This window comes from Sphingobium sp. ZW T5_29 (assembly GCF_044987515.1).
GTDB lineage: Bacteria > Pseudomonadota > Alphaproteobacteria > Sphingomonadales > Sphingomonadaceae > Sphingobium.
The window spans coordinates 122,223-142,885 of the sequence record NZ_JBJDRM010000004.1; the positions used below are offsets into that span (position 1 = coordinate 122,223).

Below are 20,663 nucleotides of genomic sequence, written 5' to 3' on the forward strand. Positions count from 1 at the left end.
GGCGGCTTTAGGGGGGGAGTTGGAAACGGTCAACCCCCCTTGCATCAGGAAAATGATATCGCCCTTCAATCCGCCCAGGCCGCATCCTCCAGATGCAGCTCGGCGGCGGGACGCGAACCCCAATCATCGATCTTTGCCCGGCCAGCGACCCACAGTCGCCGGTCGCGGGGTGCGCCCAATATCGCCTGGCCAAGATCGGTTTCAGCCTGGCGGAAGGCGATGGTCTTGATGGAACGGCCATCTTCACCGGCCATCACCGCACGCAGATGGCCATTGCCAACCACATCGGCCTTGATCACGCGCATGGGGCCCGCCGCGACCAACGGCGCGGGCCATCCAGCGCCATAGGGGCCGCCCGCTTCGATTGCCGCGACGAAATCGGGGTTGACCCCCGCAGGCGCAAGCACTGCGTCGATCAGCAGCGCCCGGTCGTCCCGCGCCCGCGCCACCGCAGCCGACAGGCGTTCGTCGAGAAAGTCGGCCAGCGCATCGATCCGGTCCGCCGCCACCGTCAGGCCCGCCGCCATCGCGTGGCCTCCGCCCGCGACCAACAGGCCGCTGTCCTTCGCCGCCAGCACCGCCGCGCCCAGATCGACGCCGGAAATGGAGCGGCCGGAACCCTTGCCGATCCCGGCTTCGTCCACAGCGATCACGATGGCGGGACGGCGTGCCTTCTCCTTGATCCGGCCAGCGACAATGCCGATGACGCCGGGGTGCCAGCCGGGACCGGCGATCACCGCAACTGCCCGATTGTCCTGCGCGGCGAGCAATGCTTCCGCCTGTTCCTGCACCAGCGCTTCGATGGCGCGTCGTTCTTCGTTGAACTGTTCAAGTTCGGCTGCGATCTGCGCCGCTTCCAGCGGGTCCTGCGTCGTCAGCAGGCGCACGCCCAGATCCGCCTTGCCGACCCGCCCGCCGGCATTGATGCGCGGCCCCAGCGCGAAACCAAGATCATGGCACAGCGGCGCGCGAGTCAGGCGACTGGCGTCGATAAGGGCGGACAGGCCGACATTGCGCCGCTTTGCCATCACCTTGAGTCCCTGAGCGACGAAGGCGCGGTTCAGCCCGCGAAGCTGGGCAACGTCGGCAACGGTGCCCAGCGCGACTATGTCCAACAGTTCCATCAGTGCAGGTTCGGCCCGGCTGGCGAACCAACCGCGGGAGCGCAGCACCCGGATCAGCGCCGCGCCCAACAGAAAGGCGACGCCTACCGCCGCCAGATGGCCATGGGCGGCGGCTTCCTCACATTCATCCAGCCGGTTGGGATTGACGAGGGCAAAGGCTTCGGGAAGCGCGGCGGCGCATTTATGATGGTCGACGACGACTACATCGACGCCGGTCTGCTTCGCCATCGCCAGCGCCTCGAACGCCTGCGCGCCGCAATCGACGGTGACGATCAGCGTGGCCCCCTCCCCCGCCAGCCGCACCAGTGCTTCGCCGGACGGGCCATATCCCTCCATCAGCCGGTCGGGGATGTAAGCGCGCGCCGGGAGGCCAAGGTCGCGCAACAGGCGGATGAGCAAGGCGGCGCTGGTCGCGCCATCGACGTCATAATCGCCAAAGATGCACACATGTTCGCCGCGCTGCACTGCGTCGGCCAGCCGTTGCGCGGCGGCATCCATGTCCTGAAACAGGCTGGGGTCAGGCATGAAGTGCCGGATGGTTGGATTGCGATGCGCCTCCACCGCTTCGCGCGGGCAGCCGCGTGCGATCAGCAGCTGCGTCACCAGATCATCAGCCAGATAGCCAGGCGCGCGCGCATCCGCGCCCTGCCCGCGCCAGCGCCAGGGTTGGCCAAGGATGGATCGGGAAACATTGAGCGCGACGGTCATGTCCAGTCCCTAGACCGCCCCGGTCGCTATGGGAAGCACGGCGCAACGCGAAAACAGGGGGAACCAATGCCCGTGGCCAAGCGTATTCCCCGTCCCGCGCGCACGCGTTGGGATGCTAAAGGGGCGGCGCGAAGTTCATGGTGTCTAGGCGGGCGAAATATATCCGGCGTGCCTTGGGCTTTTTCATGATTGCGGCCTCTCCCCTCCCCTTGATGGCTCAGACCCTCCCGCCCCCTGCTCCTGCGTCTGAGGGGGAGGAGCCGATCCTGCCCGACAGCGAGTTCGAGACCCGATTACCCAAGGCGGGAGATATCGATGCGGCTGGCGAACCCGGCACGCCGTTGCCATCTATCGACAGCTGGATCGACCAGCAGATGCCGCAGGCGAGCGTGCCGCAGGACCTGCCCCCCGCCATCGAGCCTGAGGAAGAGCGTGAGCTGGCACAGCCGCTGCCCCCGCTGAACAGCGTGACGGTGCCGGTTCAGGTGGCGACGGACAGCCCGGACGAAAAGACGCCTGAAGTGCGCTATGCCGTCGACATAGAAGGGTTCGGCAAGACCGGGCTTGAGGATCAGTTCCGCGATGCGTCGGCGCTGGTCGATGGCGATGGCAAGGCCGAAACCGCCGCCATGGTGCAGGCACGGGCGCATGAGGATGAAGCGCTGGCGGTCCGGTTGCTGTATTCGGAAGGCTATTATGATGCGACTGCGCTCGCGTCGCTCGACCAGACGGGCGAAGGCGGGTTGAAGGCGGTGGTGTCGGTCACACCGGGCAAGCGCTACAAGATTGGCGAAATCGTCATCAACGCGGCGGCGACCGTGCCGCCCGGCCTTGTTCGTGACAGCCTGCCGCTTCAGACCGGCGATTATATCGTCGCCGCCACGGTCGAAAGCGCCGAAGCGAATGTCGGTGTGAAGCTGCCCGAAAATGGCTATCCCTTCGCCAAGGTGGGGGAACGCGACATATTGCTGGACCCTGCAACCGTCACCGGCGACTATACGCTGCCGGTCGATGTGGGGCCGCGCGGGTCCTTCCGTGGGATCACGACCAGCGGGCGCAAGCAGGCGTTCGGCGCGGATCATATGAAGGTCATCAGCCGCTTCAAGCCGGGCGAACTCTATGACAGCCGCAAGGTCGACGACCTGCGTCGCGCGTTGGTGGCGACCGGCCTGTTTTCCAGCATCGCGGTCGATCCGGTTCGCACCAATGAGCCGGGACCCGACGGCACGGAATATGTCGACCTGCATGTCGATCAGGAGGCCGGACCGCCGCGCACCCTGGCGGGCGAGGTCGGCTATGGCACCGGCCAGGGATTCCGCGCCGAAGCGACATGGACCCACCGCAATCTGTTCCCACCCGAAGGCGCGCTGATCGGCAGCATCGTGGCGGGGACGCAGGAACAGGGTATTTCAGGCATGTTCCGCCGGTCCAACGCGGGCAAGCGTGATCGCACATTCCAGGCGGGCGCGCTGCTGAACCATCAGAATTACGATGCGTTCGAAGCCTATACAGCTGGCCTCAACATCAGTTGGGCCCGCCAGTCGACGCCGATCTTCCAGAAACGCTGGACCTATAGCTATGGTGCGGAAATCCTGCTGTCGAACGAGCAAACGACGGTGGACCCGGCGACGGCGGAAAAACGGCGGCTGACCTATTTCATCGGATCGCTGCCGACGCAGATCGGCTATGATCGTTCCAACGACCTGCTGAACCCCACCAAGGGATTTCGCGCCAATCTGCGTGTTTCGCCCGAAGCGTCGTTGCAGGGAAATGTGTCGCCTTATGTCCGCGCGACCTTCGACCTGACGGGCTATTATCCGGTGTCGGACGCGCTGGTTATCGCCGCGCGCACAAGGATCGGGACCATCAGCGGCGCGGCGCGCGACCAGATCGCACCGTCACGCCGGGTCTATGCGGGTGGTGGCGGATCGGTGCGCGGCTTTGGCTATCAGGAACTGGGGCCGAAAGACGCCAATGACGATCCGGTCGGTGGCCGGTCAGTCAACGAATTCGCGGTGGAGGGTCGCTACCGCTTTGGCGATTATGGCGTCGTCGCCTTCGTCGATGCGGGGCAGGTCTATGAAAGCTCTATGCCGGGCTTTTCCGACATTCGCTATGGCGTCGGGCTTGGTGGCCGTTTCTACACCAATTTCGGCCCGTTTCGCGCCGACATCGCCATGCCGATCAACCGGCAGCCGGGCGAATCCAAATTCACCCTCTATATCGGTATCGGGCAGGCATTTTGATGGTGGAAGAAACACCCCCGCCCGCTGTCGAGACGGAAACGGCTGCGGTTCGTGAGGGCCGCCCCTTGTGGCAAAAGATTGTCATCGGAGCCGCCGGGCTGGTCGCTGCGCTGGCCGTGCTGGTCGCTGGGTTGCTGCTGGCCCTGAATACCCAACCGGGCAAGAAATTCCTGATCCGCCAGATCGCCGCGCTGAAACTGGAATCGGGCATGGCGATCGAAGTCGGTCGCATCGAAGGGTCGATCTACAGCGACATGGTGATCCATGACCTGGTGCTGCGCGATCCCAAGGGGCCGTTTGCAGTGTCCCCGCGCGTCCATGTCGTATGGAGTCCGTTCCGTTACCTGAACAACCATATTTCCGTCCGGCTGCTGGAAAGCCCGCTGGTGGTGCTGGCCCGAAGTCCGCAATTCAACGTCACGCAGAGCGACCCTAATGCGCCGATCCTGCCCGACCTCGACATCGACGTCGACCGGTTGAAGATCGCCCGTTTCGTCCTGGCCAAGCCGGTCATTGGTGAGAAGCGCGAAATCGCCATTGATGGCGTCACCCATATTGCCGACGGGCGCGCTCAGCTGTCGGCCAACGCGGTGGTCGATAGCGGCGACCGGCTGCAGGCATGGCTGGACGCCGTGCCCGATCAGAACCGGCTGGCGATGAAGGGGATGCTGACGGCGCCCAAGGGCGGTGTGATCGCCAAGATGAGCGGCCTGACCGACGGCATGACGGCAACGCTGGACGGTAAGGGCAGCTGGCAGGCGTGGGACGGACGGATCATAGCCAATACCCCCAAGGGCGAACTGGCGAACATTGCGCTGGCCGCACGGGACGGCAATTTCACGGCGAAGGGCCCCGTGCGACCGGGGCTGGTCTTTGCCGGGACGGTGGACCGGCTGACCGCGCCCGCGCTGATTGTCGATCTGTTCGCCGGGCTGAACGAACGGCGCGTAAATCTGAAAGGATCGCTGCGATCGCCAGCGCTTGCGGCGAGCGCGCAGGGACTGATTGACCTGGGCACGAGCAGGTTCAGCGGTCTGAAGATCGACGCCGCGCTGCTGACGCCCGGCGCGATCATGGAAAAGGTGCGCGGACGGGATGTGCGCGCGTCGGTCATTCTGGACGGGCCGATGGCCACGCCCTTCATCGATTATGACATCACCGCCGCGATGCTGGCGTTCGACCAGACCGGCATCGAAGGGCTGAAGGCGAGCGGGCGGGCGGTGATCGACGCCGACCGCATCCGTATTCCGGTGAATGCAACCGCCAGGCGCGTGACTGGCCTGAATGCCGCGGCAGGCGGGCTGTTGCACAATCTGCGGGTGAAGGGCGATTTTGCCTATGCCGCCGGAAAGCTGATCAGCGACAATCTGAAGATCAATAGCGACCGCGTGGATGCGACGGCTATCGTGCTCGCCGACCTCGACAACGCCATTTATCGTGGGGCGCTGAAGGGCCGGGTCAATGATTATCGCATCGACGGCGTGGGCATCGTCAACCTGACGACCGACATGGAACTGGTCCCCGGCCCCAAGGGCGGTTTCGGCCTGTCGGGCAAGTTCGGGGTGCGGACGGCGCGCTGGGAAAATGCGTCGGTGCGCGACTTCCTGGGCGGCAACGCGGTGATGTCCGGGCGCGTGGGCATGACGCCTGAGGGTAAGTTCACGCTGGCCGGGCTGAAGGGTGCGGCCCCCAATTTCCGCATCCTTTCAGGGTCGGGCAGCTATGATACCGACGGCGCGATTGCATTCGATGCGCGCGCGACGTCCAACCAATATGGACCGTTGGCGCTGACCGTGCGGGGGACGATGGAACGGCCCCGCGCCATATTGCGCGCCGACCGCCCGAATGTCGGCGTGCAATTGACCGATGTCGTCGCCAAACTGAACGGCGAAGCGGCGGGATATCGACTGGAAGCGACGGGCGGATCGCCCTATGGACCCTTTTTCGCCAATGTGTTGATCCGCACGGCCAGGGGGCCGCTGACCATCGACGTTAGCCGAGCGCGCTTTGCCGGGGTCGATATGAACGGGCGCTTGCAGCAGAGCGCAGCCGGGCCTTTTTCCGGGCAGCTGGCGATGAACGGGTCGGGCATCAATGGCACTGTGCGCCTTTCCGCCGTTGGCAAAGCGCAGGGCATCAATGTCGACGCCACCGCCAGCAATGCGCGGCTGCCGGGCGAAGCGCAGGTCGTGATAGGGCGCGCCATCGTCACCGCATCGATGGTGCTGACCGACCAGCCCCGCATCCTGGCCGACGTCCAAATGGCCAACGCCGCCTATGGTGAATATGTCGTGCGCAAGGCGCGCGGGCGGATCGATTATCAAGGCGGGCGTGGCCGGGCGCAGCTGGTCGCCGACGGTTCGACCGGGGTGCCTTTCTCCATCGCCGTCAACGCCGCCCTGCGCCCCAGCCTCTATGCCGTCGCGCTGGAAGGCAAGGCAAGCAACATCCCGTTCCGCTTTGCCCGCCCGGCGATCATCCGCATCGAGGGCGATGGATATCGGCTGGAACCTGCCACGCTGGTGCTGCCGCAGGGGCGGGTCGACCTGGCCGGGCGTTTCGGCGGGCAGACGGCTTTGCAGGCCCGGTTCAAGGATTTCGACCTTGCGATCCTGAACATGGCGTCACCGGGTTTGGGCATCAGCGGCAAGGCGACCGGATCGCTGGACTTCGCGCAGAGCGGCAACGCCTTCCCCACTGCGACCACGCGGCTGGCGATCAGCGATTTCCGCCGTTCCAGCCTGACCGCCGTATCCGACCCCGTATCCATGGCGATGGAGGGTAAGCTGTCGGGCGCGGGCGGCGACCTGCGCGGCCTGATACGGCGCGGCAATGCGACATTGGGCCGCTTCGTAGCGACGCTGGCGCCGCCGGGACCGGGCGCGGGATGGGTGCAGCAACTCCAGTCGGCGCCTTTGGATGGTGGCATCCGTTATGCGGGACCAGCCGATGTGCTATTTTCCTTCGCCGGGTTGGCCGACCAGCAGTTGACCGGACCGATTGCCGTGGCGGCCGATTTCGGCGGGCGGCTGGGCGCCCCGCGCCTCAATGGCCTGGTGCGCGCCAACGCGCTTACTTATGAGAATGAGACGTTCGGCACCCGCGTCACCCAGATGCGGCTGGACGGGCGCTTCACCAACGACCGGCTCGACATACGCGACTTTTCCGGCCGCGCGGGCGACGGCACGGTGCAGGCGCGTGGCACGGTGGGGCTGGCGGCGGACAGCGGTTACCCGATGGACATTGCGGTAAAGCTGGACCGCGCCCGGCTCGCTCGCAGCGAAGCGATCACCAGTGTTGCGACCGGCACGTTGAACATCACCAACAGTGCGGCCAATGGCGGATTGATAAAGGGCGACCTGTGGCTGCCCGAAACCCGCTATCGCGTCGCATGGCAAGGCGGGGCGGAAATCCGCCAGCTGACCGGCGTGCGGCGCAAGGGCGAAGGCAGCGATCTGCTGGATCAGCGACTGGCCGGACGGCAGACGGCAGCACGGCCCGCCAACTGGAAGCTCGACATTCGCGTGCGCGCCGACAATGAAATCTACGTGACCGGCATGGGGCTGGATTCCGAATGGAAGACCAGCATGCGCGTCACCGGCACCACGGCAGACCCGCGCGTCGTCGGACGGATCGAAGTGATCCGGGGCCGCTACAGCTTTTCTGGCCACCAGTTCGAACTGGAACAGGGGATCATCAACTTCAACGGGCCGATGATGAACCCGACGCTGGCGATCCGCGCCGAAACCCGGATCGACACGGTCACGGCAGGGATCGCTGTTAGCGGAACCGCGCAGCGGCCCGACATAAGCTTCGTATCGACGCCAACACTGCCGCAGGATGAAATCCTGTCGCGCATCCTGTTCGGCGACAATGTCGCGAACCTGTCAGCGACACAGGCGGTGCAGCTGGCGGCGGCGCTGAACGGCCTGCGCGGGGGAGGCGGCGGGCTTAACCCGATGGGCAAGTTGCAGAATGCGTCGGGCATCGACCGGATCGGCATCGTCGGCGGTGACGATGCGACGGGGCGCGGCACATCGCTCGCCGTGGGGCAACGCATTTCCAACAATATCTATGTGGAGATTATCACCGACCCCAAGGGCTTCACCGCGACACAGCTGGAAATCTCGCTGTCAAAGACGCTGAGCCTGCTGTCGAAAACCGGCACCAATGCCGGATCGTCGGCCAACCTGCGCTATTCCAAGGATTATTGAGGCCGGGATTATTCCAAAGCTCAATGAAAGTCCCGCGACTTGGGTAGTATCCGCACGTTGCGGGGGTGACTGGACGTGCGTGGATGTTGGGGGTGAACGAACTCGTCAGCCCTGGAAAGGGCGATTTGCGGTCGATGCGTGTCCGACAGGCGCGACAGTTCGGCAGTGCGATCATGCACGCGGGTCGCCATCAGGTGGACGACGCCTTCCTTGCTCCGTTGCACCTCGCCCTCAACCAGCATCAGCCGCGACGCCATCACCGGCCGCCGTTGCATTTCGAACAGGCGCGCCCAGAGCAGGATGTTGGTGACGCCCGTCTCATCTTCTATCGTGATGAAGACCGCATTGCCCTTGCCCGGTCGCTGGCGCACCAGCACCACGCCCGCCGTCCGCACCTTCGTCCCGTTTTTCGCGGCCGATGTTTCCGCGCAGCTGAGCACCCCCTCGGCTGCGAAGACCGGACGCAGGAACTGCATCGGATGCCCTTTGAGCGACAGCCGCGTCATCTGGTAATCGGCCGCGACCTGTTCGGCGAGCGGCATGGCGGGCAGCATCGCGTCCGGCTCCTGCCCCAATTCTCCCGCCGCCTTCTGGTCCCGTTTGCGGGCAGCGGCGAACAATGGCAGCTCATTCGATGGTGTCCGCCGCGCTTCCCAAAGCGCCGCTCGCCTGTCCTGTCCCAGCGACCGGCAGGCGTCCGCATCCGCCAATAGCCGCAACGCCCGCGCAGGCAACCCAGCCCGCCGCGCCAAATCCTCCAGGCTGGTGAACAGGCCCCCCTCCCGCGCCTCGGCCAGCTGCTCCGCCCAACTCTCCCGAAAGCCATCGATCTGGCGGAACCCCAGCCGCAAAGCCAGCGCCCGCCCTTCCCCCTCACCCCGCCGCGCGTTCCGCGAACGCAGCAACGGCTCCAGCGCATTGTCCCACCCGCTCATATTCACGTCCACATCATGCACGGCAACGCCATGTTCCCGCGCGTCCCGGACGAGCTGCGCGGGGGCATAAAAGCCCATCGGCTGGGAATTGAGTAGCGCGCAGGCGAACACGGCGGGCTGATGGCATTTGATCCAGGCCGACACATAGACCAGCCGGGCAAAGGACAAGGCGTGGCTTTCGGGAAAACCGTAACTGCCGAACCCCTCGATCTGGCTATAGCAACGCTCAGCGAAATCGCGTGCATAACCGCGCCGCACCATGCCGCCGACCATCTTTTCCTTGAACTTGTCCATGCCCCCGACCTGGCGAAACGTCGCCATCGACCGACGCAGCTGATTGGCTTCCGACGGTGTGAATTCGGCAGCGACAATGGCGAGCTTCATCGCCTGTTCCTGGAACAGGGGGACGCCGTAGGTGTACTTCAACAACTCTCGCAATTCGTTGGGATTATGCGGTGGGCTAGGCGAAGGAAATTCCGGCTTCTCAATACCCGCCCGTCGCCGCAGATAGGGATGCACCATATCGCCCTCGATCGGTCCGGGCCTTACGATCGCAACCTGCACCGTCAGGTCGTAAAGATTTTCCGGCTTCAAGCGCGGCAGCATGTTGATCTGCGCACGGCTTTCCACCTGGAACACGCCGATGCTGTCCCCCTTCTGCAGCATGGCGTAAACAGCAGGGTCTTCGGAATCGAGATCGACGGTCAGGTCATGATCCCCCAGATCATGACGCCGCATCAATTCATAAGCCCTGCGAATGCAGCTCAACATGCCGAGCGCGAGCACATCGACCTTCATCAGGCCCAGTGCATCGATATCGTCCTTGTCCCATTCAATGAAGCTACGATCGGGCATCGCGGCATTATGAATGGGCACCGTTTCATCCAGCCGGTTCTGGGTCAGCACAAAGCCGCCGACATGCTGGGACAGATGCCGGGCGAAAGGCGCGCGTATCAGCTGCTGAACCAGCGATCGCAACCGCACGATCTCCGCATTGTCGAGGGAAAAGCCCGCATCGATGAAACGCCCATCCCCCAGATCGCTTGAATAACTGCCCCAGACGGTACTCGACAGGCGCACCGCGATATCTTCGCTAAGGCCCAGCACCTTCGCCACTTCTCTCAGAGCGCTGCGGGAGCGATAATGGATGACGGTCGCGGCGATCCCCGCCCGCTCGCGCCCGTAGCGGCGGTAGATATATTGCATCACCTCCTCACGTCGCTCATGTTCGAAATCGACGTCGATGTCGGGCGGTTCGTTGCGCTCTTCCGACACGAAACGGGAAAAGAGCAGGTCGTGCTTCACAGGATCGACGGAAGTAACGCCCAGCAGGAAGCAGACGATGGAATTGGCGGCGGACCCCCGCCCTTGGCAGAGGATAGGCGGCTTTTGTGCGCGGGCGAAACGGACCAGATCGTGAACGGTCAGGAAGTAATAGGCATAATTTTGTCTGCGGATGAGGTGGAGTTCCTCTTCGATCAACTTCTCCACTTTTGAAGGCAACGAGGGACCATAACGTTTCACCGCCGCTTTGCGGACCATATCCTCAAGCCAATCATCGGGTGACCAGCCTGGCGGAACTGGCTCATGAGGATATTCATATTTGAGATCGGTAAGGACGAAGTCGATCTGGTCGACAAACCGGATCGTTTCAGCCAGCGCTTGCGGACAGGCGGCATAGAGCCGGGCCATTTCGATGGGGGACTTGAGATGGCGTTCGGCATGCGCTTCCAATCGCCGCCCCGCTTGCTTGAGTGTCACGCCATCGCGAATGCAGCTGAGCACGTCCTGCAATGGCCGCGATGCCGCTTCGGCATACAGCACATCATTGGTCGCGATGACTGGCACGCCCACCTCACGAGCAGTCTCCTGAACAGCGGCAGCATGGCGGCGGTCGCGCCCCTGATAGCGCATGGTGAGGCCAAGCCATACGCGTCCCGGCGCTTTGTCCTGCAACCGGTGCAATGCATCCTGCCATGTGGGCGGAGAGGCGGGCGGCACCAGTTTCAGGTGGGAAATGGGCAACGCCTCATCACCGGAAGGATAATCAGGGGGAGCCTTGTGCGCCTCTTGTGGCCGGGCCGTGGAAAGCGGCAGGACAATCAACAGAAGGTCCTCAAGATGGCTAAGCAAATCACTGAAGGTAAGAATACAATCTCCCTTCACCGCCTCCATATTGCCTTTGGTCAACAGACGGGTGAGCTGTCCCCAGCCAAGGCGGCTTTTGGGATAGGCCAGAATGTCAGGCGTGCCATCGACAAAGACCAGACGAGCGCCCACCACCAGACGCAGATCGGTGTGACAGGCCGCCTCTTCCTCGGCAGTCAGCTCGGCCGCTTCACCTCTCTCTTCCTTCTCTTTGATCATGGCGGCGCGCGCCTTTTCCGGCGCGTCACGCAACGCGACATAGGCGCGCACCACGCCAGCCACGCTGTTCCTGTCGGCAATACCAATGGCGCGAAACCCCAGATGATTGGCTTGTGCGACAATATCTGAGGGGTGTGAGGCGCCGTGCAGAAAGCTGTAATTGGACATGACGCCCAATTCGGCGAAGGCTGGGCCTTCTCTTGACGCTGGCGGCTTTACAGGCTGCTCTTGCCGCTTCCTCTCCCTTTCCTCAATCATATCCAACTCCCGCCGGTCGGGGGATTTGGGCTTGGACGGATCAGGCCCCTTGCCGCGTTTCATGCGAACAGGCCGTGGATGTACCAGCCGGGGTGCCGCGCCTCCGTGCCATAAAGGCCATGGCGGAAGATCCAGTAGCGGCGACCGCGCGCATCCTCGATCCGGTAATAGTCGCGCGTCATGCCCGCACCTTCGCCCACCAGTGCGCCGTCCTTCGCCTTCCACCATTCGGGCGCGATCCGTTCCGGCCCTTCATAGCGGGTCACTTCATGGGCTGTCCGCCGCCAGCGGAAATGATGCGGAGGGCCGTCGGGCACCTGCGCCACCACCTCGATCGGCTGGGGCGGGTCGAACAGGTGAATGGGGCGCATCGGCGGGTCGCCCGGTTCTCCCTGACGTGGCCAGCTGGACGGCGTGCGGCTTTCGATCGCAGGCAGTGCAAGCTGCGCCTGTTCGGGAATATGGCTGTCGCGCGGTTCCAACCGCTGGATGCGGTTGCGGCCAGCCCGGACGGACAGCCGATCGACCAGCGCAGCCACCGCTTCCTCGCGCTTGGCCTCTCCTCCTTCCAACGCCAGTTGGGTCGCGGCCATCGGCTCGGTCTGCGGCACGCTAAGGCGCAGCATGTCGAAGCCGAAGCCGGGATCAAGCGGATCGGCCAGGCTGTCGATCCGCTCCTGTACCAGCCGCATGATCGCGGGCGCATCACGCACCGGCAGGCTGGTTTCCATGCGCAATGGGAAGGCAAGACCGTCACTGCGAAAGAACATCGCTTCGAACCGGCGTCCTCCCTGCCCGCGCTCGCCCAGCCGCTCGCCTGCTTCGGCGGCCATGTCTTCCAGCACCTTGAGCGCGTAGGCGGTGCTGCCCATCGGTTCGGCGAAACGGCGCTCGATACGAACCGCTGTGCGGGGGCGGCGCGGCGCGAGCGGGCGCTGGTCCAGCCCCAGCAAGCGGTGCAGCGCGTCCACCGCTTCCTCACCAAAACGCGCGGCGAGTGTCGCGGCGGGGCGCGCCGCCAGATCGCCGATGGTGCGCAGGCCCGCACGGCGCAGCGCAACGCCGCTGTCCTGCTCCAGCCCCAGCGCCTCGATCGGCAGGCGGCGCAGGGCGGCCTCTTCGTCCGGCGCAGGGCCTGCGGAAAAACGGCACAGCGCATGTGCTCCTTCCGGCGTTCCCGCAATGGCGTAGCGCACTTCCATGCCATGCCGTTCGAAACGGTCCGCTGCCTCAAGCGCCAACGCTTCCTCCCCGCCCCACAGATGCGCGCAGCCGGTGATGTCCAGCATCAGCCCATGCGGCGGATCGATCGCAGCCATAGGCGTATAGCGCGCGCATCCGTCGCACAGCCGCTCCAGCCAATCCTGATCGGCATGAGGATCTGCTTCGAAGCTGACCAGATCCGGCTCCTGCGCCCGCGCATCGGCCAGAGTCATGCCCGCGCTCAGGCCCAACGCCAGCGCATCGGCATCCGGCGTCACAAGGCGCATGGCCCCGCGCACGGCCTCCATGATGACAACCGGCCCGGCGCCGGCCTGCGCTTGCCACAGATCAGGCCGCGCGATGCGCAGCCGGTCGACCGGCAGGAAGGGGAACCACAGCGCTAGGTAGCGCCGCCTCGTCAGCGCGTCCTCCGCTGGCCCATCCATGCTCATGGCGTTCATCGCACTCTTCTCCAAAATCTCCCCGCTCGGCATTCCACACCATCCGCCACGTAATGCCATCCGGGCCGGAACGGCGGCGCAGCAGGCTAAGCGAAAAGGCGCTCATGCCCGGCGCATTGCCCGGCAACGGCACGGATGGCGCAGCCTCCACCCGCCACCGTGTCTCCGCCGCGCTCGGCACCGGATCGCCGCCAATCCGCAGCACGAAGGCGGTCACCCCCGACGTCTCCGCCGCCAGCGCCAGACGGCGGCTGGCGGTCAGGTCCAGCAGGGGCGCGCGCCCACGCAGTTCGATGACGAGCGCTCCCAGCGCCGGGCAACGCAGCGCATCAACTGCCGCCCGCAACAGCAACGCCTCATCCTTCATCACCCCGATCAGCAGCCGGGATGGATCAATCCCCAACGCCGCCAGCCCCGGGCCATAGGGCTGCGCCACCCCTCCCTTGGCGGCACGCAGCCAAAATAAGGGCGCATCCCCCGCCGCCAGATGAGCAAGGATCAGCGAAAAACCGGCAACCGCTCCTTCATCTTCGTCACTACCGAACAGCTCATGCACGCGGCCGCGCGCCAGGCCGCCTTGCATGGCCCGGTCAAAGGGCTCATGCCCCGTGACAACGGGTGCACCGGCTTTCGCGACCGGAATTCCTTCCAGCGATGCGATCTGCCGCCTGAGGGCTGCAAGCGTCTTCACCGACTCGACCATATGAATGTTCTCTATATGTTCTTTTCGGATTTATAGGAAAGCCTGTCAATGGAAGTGCCGCAGGGAAGGAGCCGTTCGGGAAACGGAAGTTTGAGCGTCCGTATATTGGCGTACCGCTACGTCCATGAAAGCAGCAGACGAAGCCCTCTACGCCGCGAAGGAAGCGGACAAAAGCCAGATTTATCCAGCGCAAAAGGAGCCGCAAAAGGGGTGAGATGAAAGGCCACGTAAAAAGGCCCGCCCTGCGTAAATGCGCGGGCGGGCCTTTTCAGAGGAGTGAGGAAGCGGCTGTCAGGCCGCGCCCGGCGCTTATTCGCCGTCATCCTCCGGTTCGGGTCCGGTCATCATCGCTTCGGCGACTTCCTCGGTCTTGCCGCGGATCACCTTTTCCAGGCGGTCGGCCATTTCGGGATTCCCTTTGAGGAAGGTCTTGGCGTTTTCCCGGCCCTGGCCGATGCGGACGGAATCGTAGGAGAACCAGGCACCCGATTTTTCGACCACGCCGGCCTTGACGCCAAGGTCCAGGATTTCGCCGATCTTGGAAATGCCTTCGCCATACATGATGTCGAATTCCACCTGCTTGAAAGGCGGTGCGACCTTGTTCTTCACCACCTTCACACGGGTCGCGTTGCCGACGATGTCGTCGCGATCCTTGATCTGGCCGGTGCGGCGGATGTCGAGCCGGACCGACGCATAGAATTTGAGCGCGTTGCCGCCGGTCGTCGTTTCGGGGTTACCGTACATGACGCCGATCTTCATGCGCACCTGGTTGATGAAGATCACCAGACATTTCGAGCGCGAGATCGAGCCGGTCAGCTTGCGCAGCGCTTGGCTCATCAGGCGCGCCTGCAGGCCGACATGGCTGTCGCCCATTTCACCTTCGATTTCCGCGCGGGGCACCAGTGCCGCGACCGAGTCGATCACGAGCACGTCGATGGCATTCGACCGCACCAGCGTATCGACGATTTCCAGCGCCTGTTCGCCCGTATCAGGCTGCGACACGATCAATTCGTCGATATCGACGCCCAGTTTCTTGGCATAAGCGGGGTCGAGCGCATGTTCGGCGTCGACAAAGGCCGCTACGCCGCCCGTCTTCTGCGCCTCTGCAATGGCGTGCAGGGCGAGCGTCGTCTTGCCCGAGCTTTCCGGCCCGTAAATTTCAACGATCCGCCCGCGCGGCAGGCCGCCAATACCAAGCGCGATATCCAGTCCCAGCGACCCGGTCGAAATCGATTCGATCTCAATCTTCTCGCGGCTGCCCAGCTTCATCGCCGAGCCTTTGCCGAAGGCGCGGTCGATCTGGGAAAGGGCCGCTTCCAATGCTTTCTGTCTGTCCATTGTACCTGTCTTCTTGGAATCGATAAGTGAGAGCATTGCGGTCATCGGCCTATCCCCTGTCAAGCGGATCGCGCCAATTGGTCGGCGCCAGCACGATGTATCCTGTTTGTTCGCGTAGAACAAGATAGGAACAGAAATTTCCTATTCGGCTGAAAGCACCTTCCCCAACGCCCTGTCCACAGCCCCGATCGTATAGGGTTTGGCCAGCGTCGGACGGTCTGCATGTCCTTGCGGCACGTCGTCGGTGATACCGCCGGTGGCGAAGATGAAGGGTATGCCGTTTTCCGCCAATATGTCGGCGACAGGCCAGCTTTTTTCACCCTGCAGGTTGCAATCGACCAGCGCCGCATCGAACCCACCCTTGCGCGCATGGTCGCATGCTTCTTCGACCGACACGGCGATTGCATGCAAGCCGTAGCCCAGCGTTTCGAGATAATCTTCAAGCATCATGCCGATCATCACTTCATCTTCAACGATCAGGATGGTCTTGCCTTCAGCCATGCACGCGGTCCCCTTATGTCGTTATGCGTCGCTATCCGATCGACGGACCGGTGCACAGTATAATCGCTTGATCGAACGAGAAGTTCATTCCGCAGCGGGGTTCATCGCCAGTGCGTCGCGCGCGGCTTCGGCCAACTGGCTGACGGAAAAGGGTTTAGGCAGGAAAGCGACATTGGCGATGTCGATCGATTTGCGCAGCTGTTCCTCAGCATAGCCCGACATGAACAGCACCGGTAGGTCGGGATGGCTATGACGCGCACGGGCCACCATGGATGGGCCATCCATATTGGGCATGACGACATCCGAAATCAGCAGGTCGATCTTTTCGCCGCCGGCCAGCACTTCCAGACCCTGTTCGCCGTCGTTGGCGGTCAGCACCTTATATCCCTGGCGCGACAATGCCCGCTCGGCGACGGCGCGAACCATATCCTCATCCTCGACGAGCAGCACGGTCCCGCTGCCCCAGGTTTCGCTGCGGCGGATCGGGGTTTTGGGCTGGGCCGTCTGTTCAACATCGGCGCCCTGATAGACGGGCAGGTAAATGACGAAGCTCGCCCCCCGCCCCAATTCCGATTCGGCAAAGATGTATCCGCCCGATTGTTTGACGATGCCGTAGACGGTGGACAGGCCCAGGCCGGTCCCCTTGCCCAGTTCCTTGGTCGTGAAAAAGGGTTCGAAGATTTTCGACAATATGTCGGGCGGAATGCCCAGCCCGGTGTCGGACACGCGCAGCGCCGTATAGTCGGCGGCGGGCAGGATTTCCTGCCGCAGGTCCCGCACCTTGGCGGCGGGCACGGCATAGGTCTGGATGTTGAGGGTGCCGCCATCGACCATGGCGTCACGAGCGTTGACGGCCAGGTTGACAATCACCTGTTCCAGCTGTCCCGGATCGGCCCGCACCGCGCCCAGGTTGCGGCCATGGCTGACTTCCAGTTTCACAGCTTCGCCCAGCAGACGCTTTAACAGGTTGGATACGTCCGCGACGATGTCGGGCAACTGCAATACCTGCGGACGCAATGTCTGCTGGCGGGAAAAGGCGAGCAATTGCCGGGTCAGCCCCGCCGCCCGATTGCTGTTCGATTTGATCTGCTGAAGGTCGTCATAGTCGCTGTCGCCCGGCGTGTGGCGCATCAGCATCAGGTCGCAATGACCGATGATAGCGGTCAGGATATTGTTAAAGTCATGGGCGACGCCGCCCGCCAGCTGGCCGATCGCCTGCATCTTCGTCGCTTGCGCGACCTGCCGCTTGAGCTTGCTTTCCTCACTATTGTCCTTGAGGCTGAGCAACACCGCCGCTTCGCCCAGGCCGCGCACCCCGGCGAGGCTGAGCGCGGTCGGCTCGTCCGGCTGATCCCGCATCCGAACGGCGATGTCGCCCGACATTTGCGGCCCGACGGCAAAGCGGCGCACCGCGTCGGCCACCGCCGCCTGATCCTCACGCGCGACCAGATCGCCGGGATAAACCGGCTTGTCGCCGCGCTTCAGCCCGGCGGCACGCGAAAAAGCGCCGTTCAGGAACAATATCCGCCCATCGCGGTCGGCCATGGCCAGGCCGAAGGGCAGCAGCGAAAGAAGCGTTTCGATGTAGGAAAGCGAGGTCGTACCACCCGCGCTACCGGCCGGTTCATCGATCAGCAGCAAAAGCATGGGACCATCCTGCCCGCCACCCTGGGTCGCGCCCGGCTGGACCGCGCGGCGCAGCGGCACCTGCAGCAGCCGCAGCGGCAGCCCCCCGGACTCCTCCCGCGCCAGGAACAGCTGCCCCTTGTCATCGACCCGCATATGGGTTGCGAAATCGCGGCCCGTGATATTGGCGTCGATCCGCCCGGCCGCGCGCAGCAGGAATGCGCCGTTCGCTGCCCGGATGCGTCCTTCGCCGCCGATCATCACCGCCATGACGCCCGCTTCGCCCATCTGGCGGCCCGCTTCCCCGGTCAGCAGGCGATGGACATCATCCAGCGCGCTCGGCTGCCGCACCGGCGAAAAGCGCCACAGCAGATAATCCTCCGCCCGCCCGGTGCGGCACACATCGACGTCCAGCCGCAAGGCGCCCTGGGTCAACCCTTCCACCCTTCCATCGCCGTCGCGCCAGGCAAGACGCGCAGCCGCGCTCAGGCTGTCGAGCAGGGTCGGGTCGGTGGTGATATTGGGCGGTGCGGGAAAGCCGGGAAACCACTCACCGAACCTGTCGCTGGCACACACCAGCCGTCCCGATCGGTCCGTGACCGCAATCGCCATGCCCGAAGCATCCGCCGCCGCGCGCGCAACGGTCCAGTCCGGCGCAACTTCGCCTTCGGTGGTTTCAGAAAAAGCGAGGCGATGATACCAGCTGAGCAATGCAGCAAGGGCCAGGACAGTAGCAGCGAACCCCGCTGCCAGTACAGCGTCGCCCGCCGCGTAGATGACAATAGCGGCAGAAACCAACGCTGCCAGGACCAGGAGCGGCAGGGCGAAACGGGACGGTTGTTCACCGGCCCACGCTTCCTCATCCCTCTTCACCCGCGCGGCCATGACCGGCGTCCCCCCTTAAACGACACTGGACTGCATCGCCCGCCGTCAGACGCGAGCGATTTCTTCCAATGCGCTGCTTTCGGGTGACTTGCCAATCCTCAATTTACGCGCATGCCATTTACGGCCCATGCGATGCCGCCAGATCCAGTCCGCCAGGAAATAGCCGACGACGGCAAAGGCGATGGAGATAAGGGCGAGGCCAAACAGCATGGCGGGCGCGGCTTCCGAAAACAGCCAGGCCACCCACTGGCGGATCGTGGCATGGTCATTGACCAGCGCCATAAAACCCGACGCGTCCGCCGTCCGCCCCAGCATCCAGTTCCCGATATAGACCGACGCCATCAGGAACAGCGGCGTGGTTGCCGGATTGGACAGGAACGTCATGGCGGCGGCAACGGGAATATTGGCGCGAAAAGGGAGCGCCAACAGGGCCGCCCCCGCAATCTGGATGCCGGGAATTAGCAGAAAGATACCGACCAGCAGGCCCAGCGCCACGCCGCGTGGGACCGACCGGCGCGTAAAGCGCCACAGGGACGGCTCAAGCACCCGATGCGCCACGGGGGCGATGAAACGATTATCTTCCAGCGATTCGCGCGTCGGTGCATTGGCATGCCACCAGCGGGTGAAGCGATTGCTCATCAGCGATGCTCTTTCAAAATACGCTGCTGATCGCGCTTCCAGTCGCGTTCTTTTATGGTTTCGCGCTTGTCATGGGTCTTCTTGCCTTTGGCCAGGGCCAGTTCGACCTTCGCCCTGCCCCGGCTGTTGAAATAGATGCTCAAGGGGACAAGGGTCATGCCCTTGCGCTCTACAGCGCCGTGCATGCGCGCGATCTCCCGCTCATGCAGCAGCAGCTTGCGGGGCCGCTTGGGCTCATGATTATAGCGGTTGCCGTGGCTGAATTCGGGGATGTTGCTGTTGACCAGCCACACCTGCTCGCCCTTCACCTCGGCATAGCTTTCCGCGATATTCCCTTCGCCGAAACGGAGCGACTTCACTTCCGTCCCTTGCAGCGCGATGCCTGCCTCGAACACATCCTCAAGGAAATATTCGAAACGCGCGCGCCGGTTTTCGGCGACGATCTTCTTCTTGTCGAAGGTTTCAGGACGGGGGCGGGCCATATCGGATTAACTAACTCACTTCACCATATAGTGCCGCCGCGCGGTCAGACCAGACCCGCGATTTCCAGGGCGCGATCGACCGCGGCGCGGCTTGCTTCCGACGGCCAGGTAATCGGCAGGCGGACATCGCCTGACATGTCGGACCGCACCCGGGTGAGCGCATATTTGACCGGCCCGGGTGAAGAATCGCTGAACAACGCGTCATGCAGCGGATAAAGACGATCCTGCAGCGCCAATGCACCATTCCAGTCGCCCGCCGCGCAGGCCGCCTGAAACTGGGCGCACAGGCGCGGGGCGACATTCGCCGTGACGGAGATGCAGCCTGTACCCCCCATGGCGTTGAATCCAAGCGCGGTTTCGTCATTCCCGGACAACTGGCAGAAGTCCGGCCCGCAAGCGAGGCGCTGCGCGGTGACCCGCCCCAGATTTCCGGTGGCGTCCTTGATCCCGACGATGGTCTGATATTCCTCGGCCAGCCTGTGGATGACCGGCACGGAGATGTCGGTAATAGTGCGCGTCGGCACATTATAGAGCAGGATCGGCAGTTCGCACCGCTGGGCGAGATAGGCGAAATGCTGATAGACGCCTTCCTGATTGGGCTTGTTATAATAAGGCGCGACCACCAGCGCCGCATCCGCCCCCGCCGCCTGCGCCGCATACATATGTTCTAGCGCGATCCTGGTGTCGTTGGACCCGCATCCGGCAATGACCGGCACGCGCCCCGCGGCCTGGTCGACGCAGATGGCGATGACGCGATTATGCTCATCCACCGTCATGGTCGCGCTTTCGCCGGTGGTGCCGCATGGGACCAGCGCGCTGCTACCTTCGTCGATCTGCCAGTCGACGAGCGCGCGAAAGGCTGCTTCGTCCACCGTTCCGTCGCGAAATGGCGTGACCAGCGCCGGAATCGACCCGGAAAACATGCATAAACTCCTTCAATTCGCCGGGATTCCGGGGCACTATGTCGAGATGA

The 20,663-nt window shown here is 63.9% G+C and carries 12 protein-coding genes; 2 read left to right on the top strand and 10 right to left on the bottom strand.

The features are described 5' to 3' along the window. Window positions 1-65 precede the first annotated feature (65 nt). Window positions 66-1,832, bottom strand: a complete 1,767-nt coding sequence (gene recJ / locus ACI3KQ_RS04505) for a single-stranded-DNA-specific exonuclease RecJ (protein ID WP_404955209.1) — start codon at window positions 1,830-1,832, stop codon at window positions 66-68. 137 nt (window positions 1,833-1,969) lie between these two features. Here recJ and ACI3KQ_RS04510 point away from each other — a divergent pair, with 137 nt between their 5' ends. Beyond that, window positions 1,970-4,078 (top strand): BamA/TamA family outer membrane protein, encoded by a 2,109-nt coding sequence (locus ACI3KQ_RS04510; protein WP_404955211.1) that lies wholly within the window; start codon window positions 1,970-1,972, stop codon window positions 4,076-4,078. After that, window positions 4,078-8,292, top strand: a complete 4,215-nt coding sequence (locus ACI3KQ_RS04515) for a translocation/assembly module TamB domain-containing protein (RefSeq protein ID WP_404955213.1) — start codon at window positions 4,078-4,080, stop codon at window positions 8,290-8,292. The genes ACI3KQ_RS04510 and ACI3KQ_RS04515 overlap by 1 nt, the downstream gene beginning before the upstream one ends. Before the next feature lie 20 nt (window positions 8,293-8,312). On the opposite strand, the gene ACI3KQ_RS04520 is transcribed toward ACI3KQ_RS04515, so the two are convergent. The 9 genes from ACI3KQ_RS04520 to dapA all read right to left on the bottom strand — a co-directional run bounded on the left by ACI3KQ_RS04520 (window position 8,313) and on the right by dapA (window position 20,613). Further along, window positions 8,313-11,915 (bottom strand): error-prone DNA polymerase, encoded by a 3,603-nt coding sequence (locus ACI3KQ_RS04520; protein WP_404955215.1) that lies wholly within the window; start codon window positions 11,913-11,915, stop codon window positions 8,313-8,315. Then, the gene (locus tag ACI3KQ_RS04525; protein ID WP_404955469.1) at window positions 11,912-13,507 is read right to left on the bottom strand and encodes a Y-family DNA polymerase; all 1,596 of its coding nucleotides are present in this window, start codon (window positions 13,505-13,507) and stop codon (window positions 11,912-11,914) included. The genes ACI3KQ_RS04520 and ACI3KQ_RS04525 overlap by 4 nt, the downstream gene beginning before the upstream one ends. After that, the gene (locus ACI3KQ_RS04530; protein ID WP_404955217.1) at window positions 13,404-14,219 is read right to left on the bottom strand and encodes an ImuA family protein; all 816 of its coding nucleotides are present in this window, start codon (window positions 14,217-14,219) and stop codon (window positions 13,404-13,406) included. Before ACI3KQ_RS04530 ends, ACI3KQ_RS04525 begins: the two co-directional genes overlap by 104 nt. 309 nt (window positions 14,220-14,528) lie before the next feature. Next, on the bottom strand, window positions 14,529-15,602 hold the full coding sequence (gene recA / locus ACI3KQ_RS04535) for a recombinase RecA (RefSeq protein WP_167304101.1): 1,074 nt from the start codon (window positions 15,600-15,602) through the stop codon (window positions 14,529-14,531). Window positions 15,603-15,698: 96 nt separating this feature from the next. Further along, window positions 15,699-16,058, bottom strand: coding sequence for a response regulator (locus ACI3KQ_RS04540; RefSeq protein WP_404955220.1), 360 nt, complete (start codon window positions 16,056-16,058; stop codon window positions 15,699-15,701). 84 nt (window positions 16,059-16,142) lie between these two features. Beyond that, a complete protein-coding gene (locus tag ACI3KQ_RS04545; protein WP_404955222.1) occupies window positions 16,143-18,569 on the bottom strand; it encodes a response regulator in 2,427 nt (808 codons plus the stop codon). Between the two features lie 45 nt (window positions 18,570-18,614). Next, a complete protein-coding gene (locus ACI3KQ_RS04550) occupies window positions 18,615-19,208 on the bottom strand; it encodes a DUF2062 domain-containing protein (protein WP_404955224.1) in 594 nt (197 codons plus the stop codon). Further along, window positions 19,208-19,690 carry an SsrA-binding protein SmpB gene (smpB, locus tag ACI3KQ_RS04555; protein ID WP_404955226.1) on the bottom strand — a complete coding sequence of 161 codons (483 nt, stop codon included), beginning with the start codon at window positions 19,688-19,690 and terminating at the stop codon, window positions 19,208-19,210. Before smpB ends, ACI3KQ_RS04550 begins: the two co-directional genes overlap by 1 nt. A gap of 44 nt (window positions 19,691-19,734) precedes the next feature. After that, window positions 19,735-20,613 (bottom strand): 4-hydroxy-tetrahydrodipicolinate synthase, encoded by an 879-nt coding sequence (gene dapA, locus ACI3KQ_RS04560; RefSeq protein WP_404955228.1) that lies wholly within the window; start codon window positions 20,611-20,613, stop codon window positions 19,735-19,737. Window positions 20,614-20,663 lie beyond the last annotated feature (50 nt).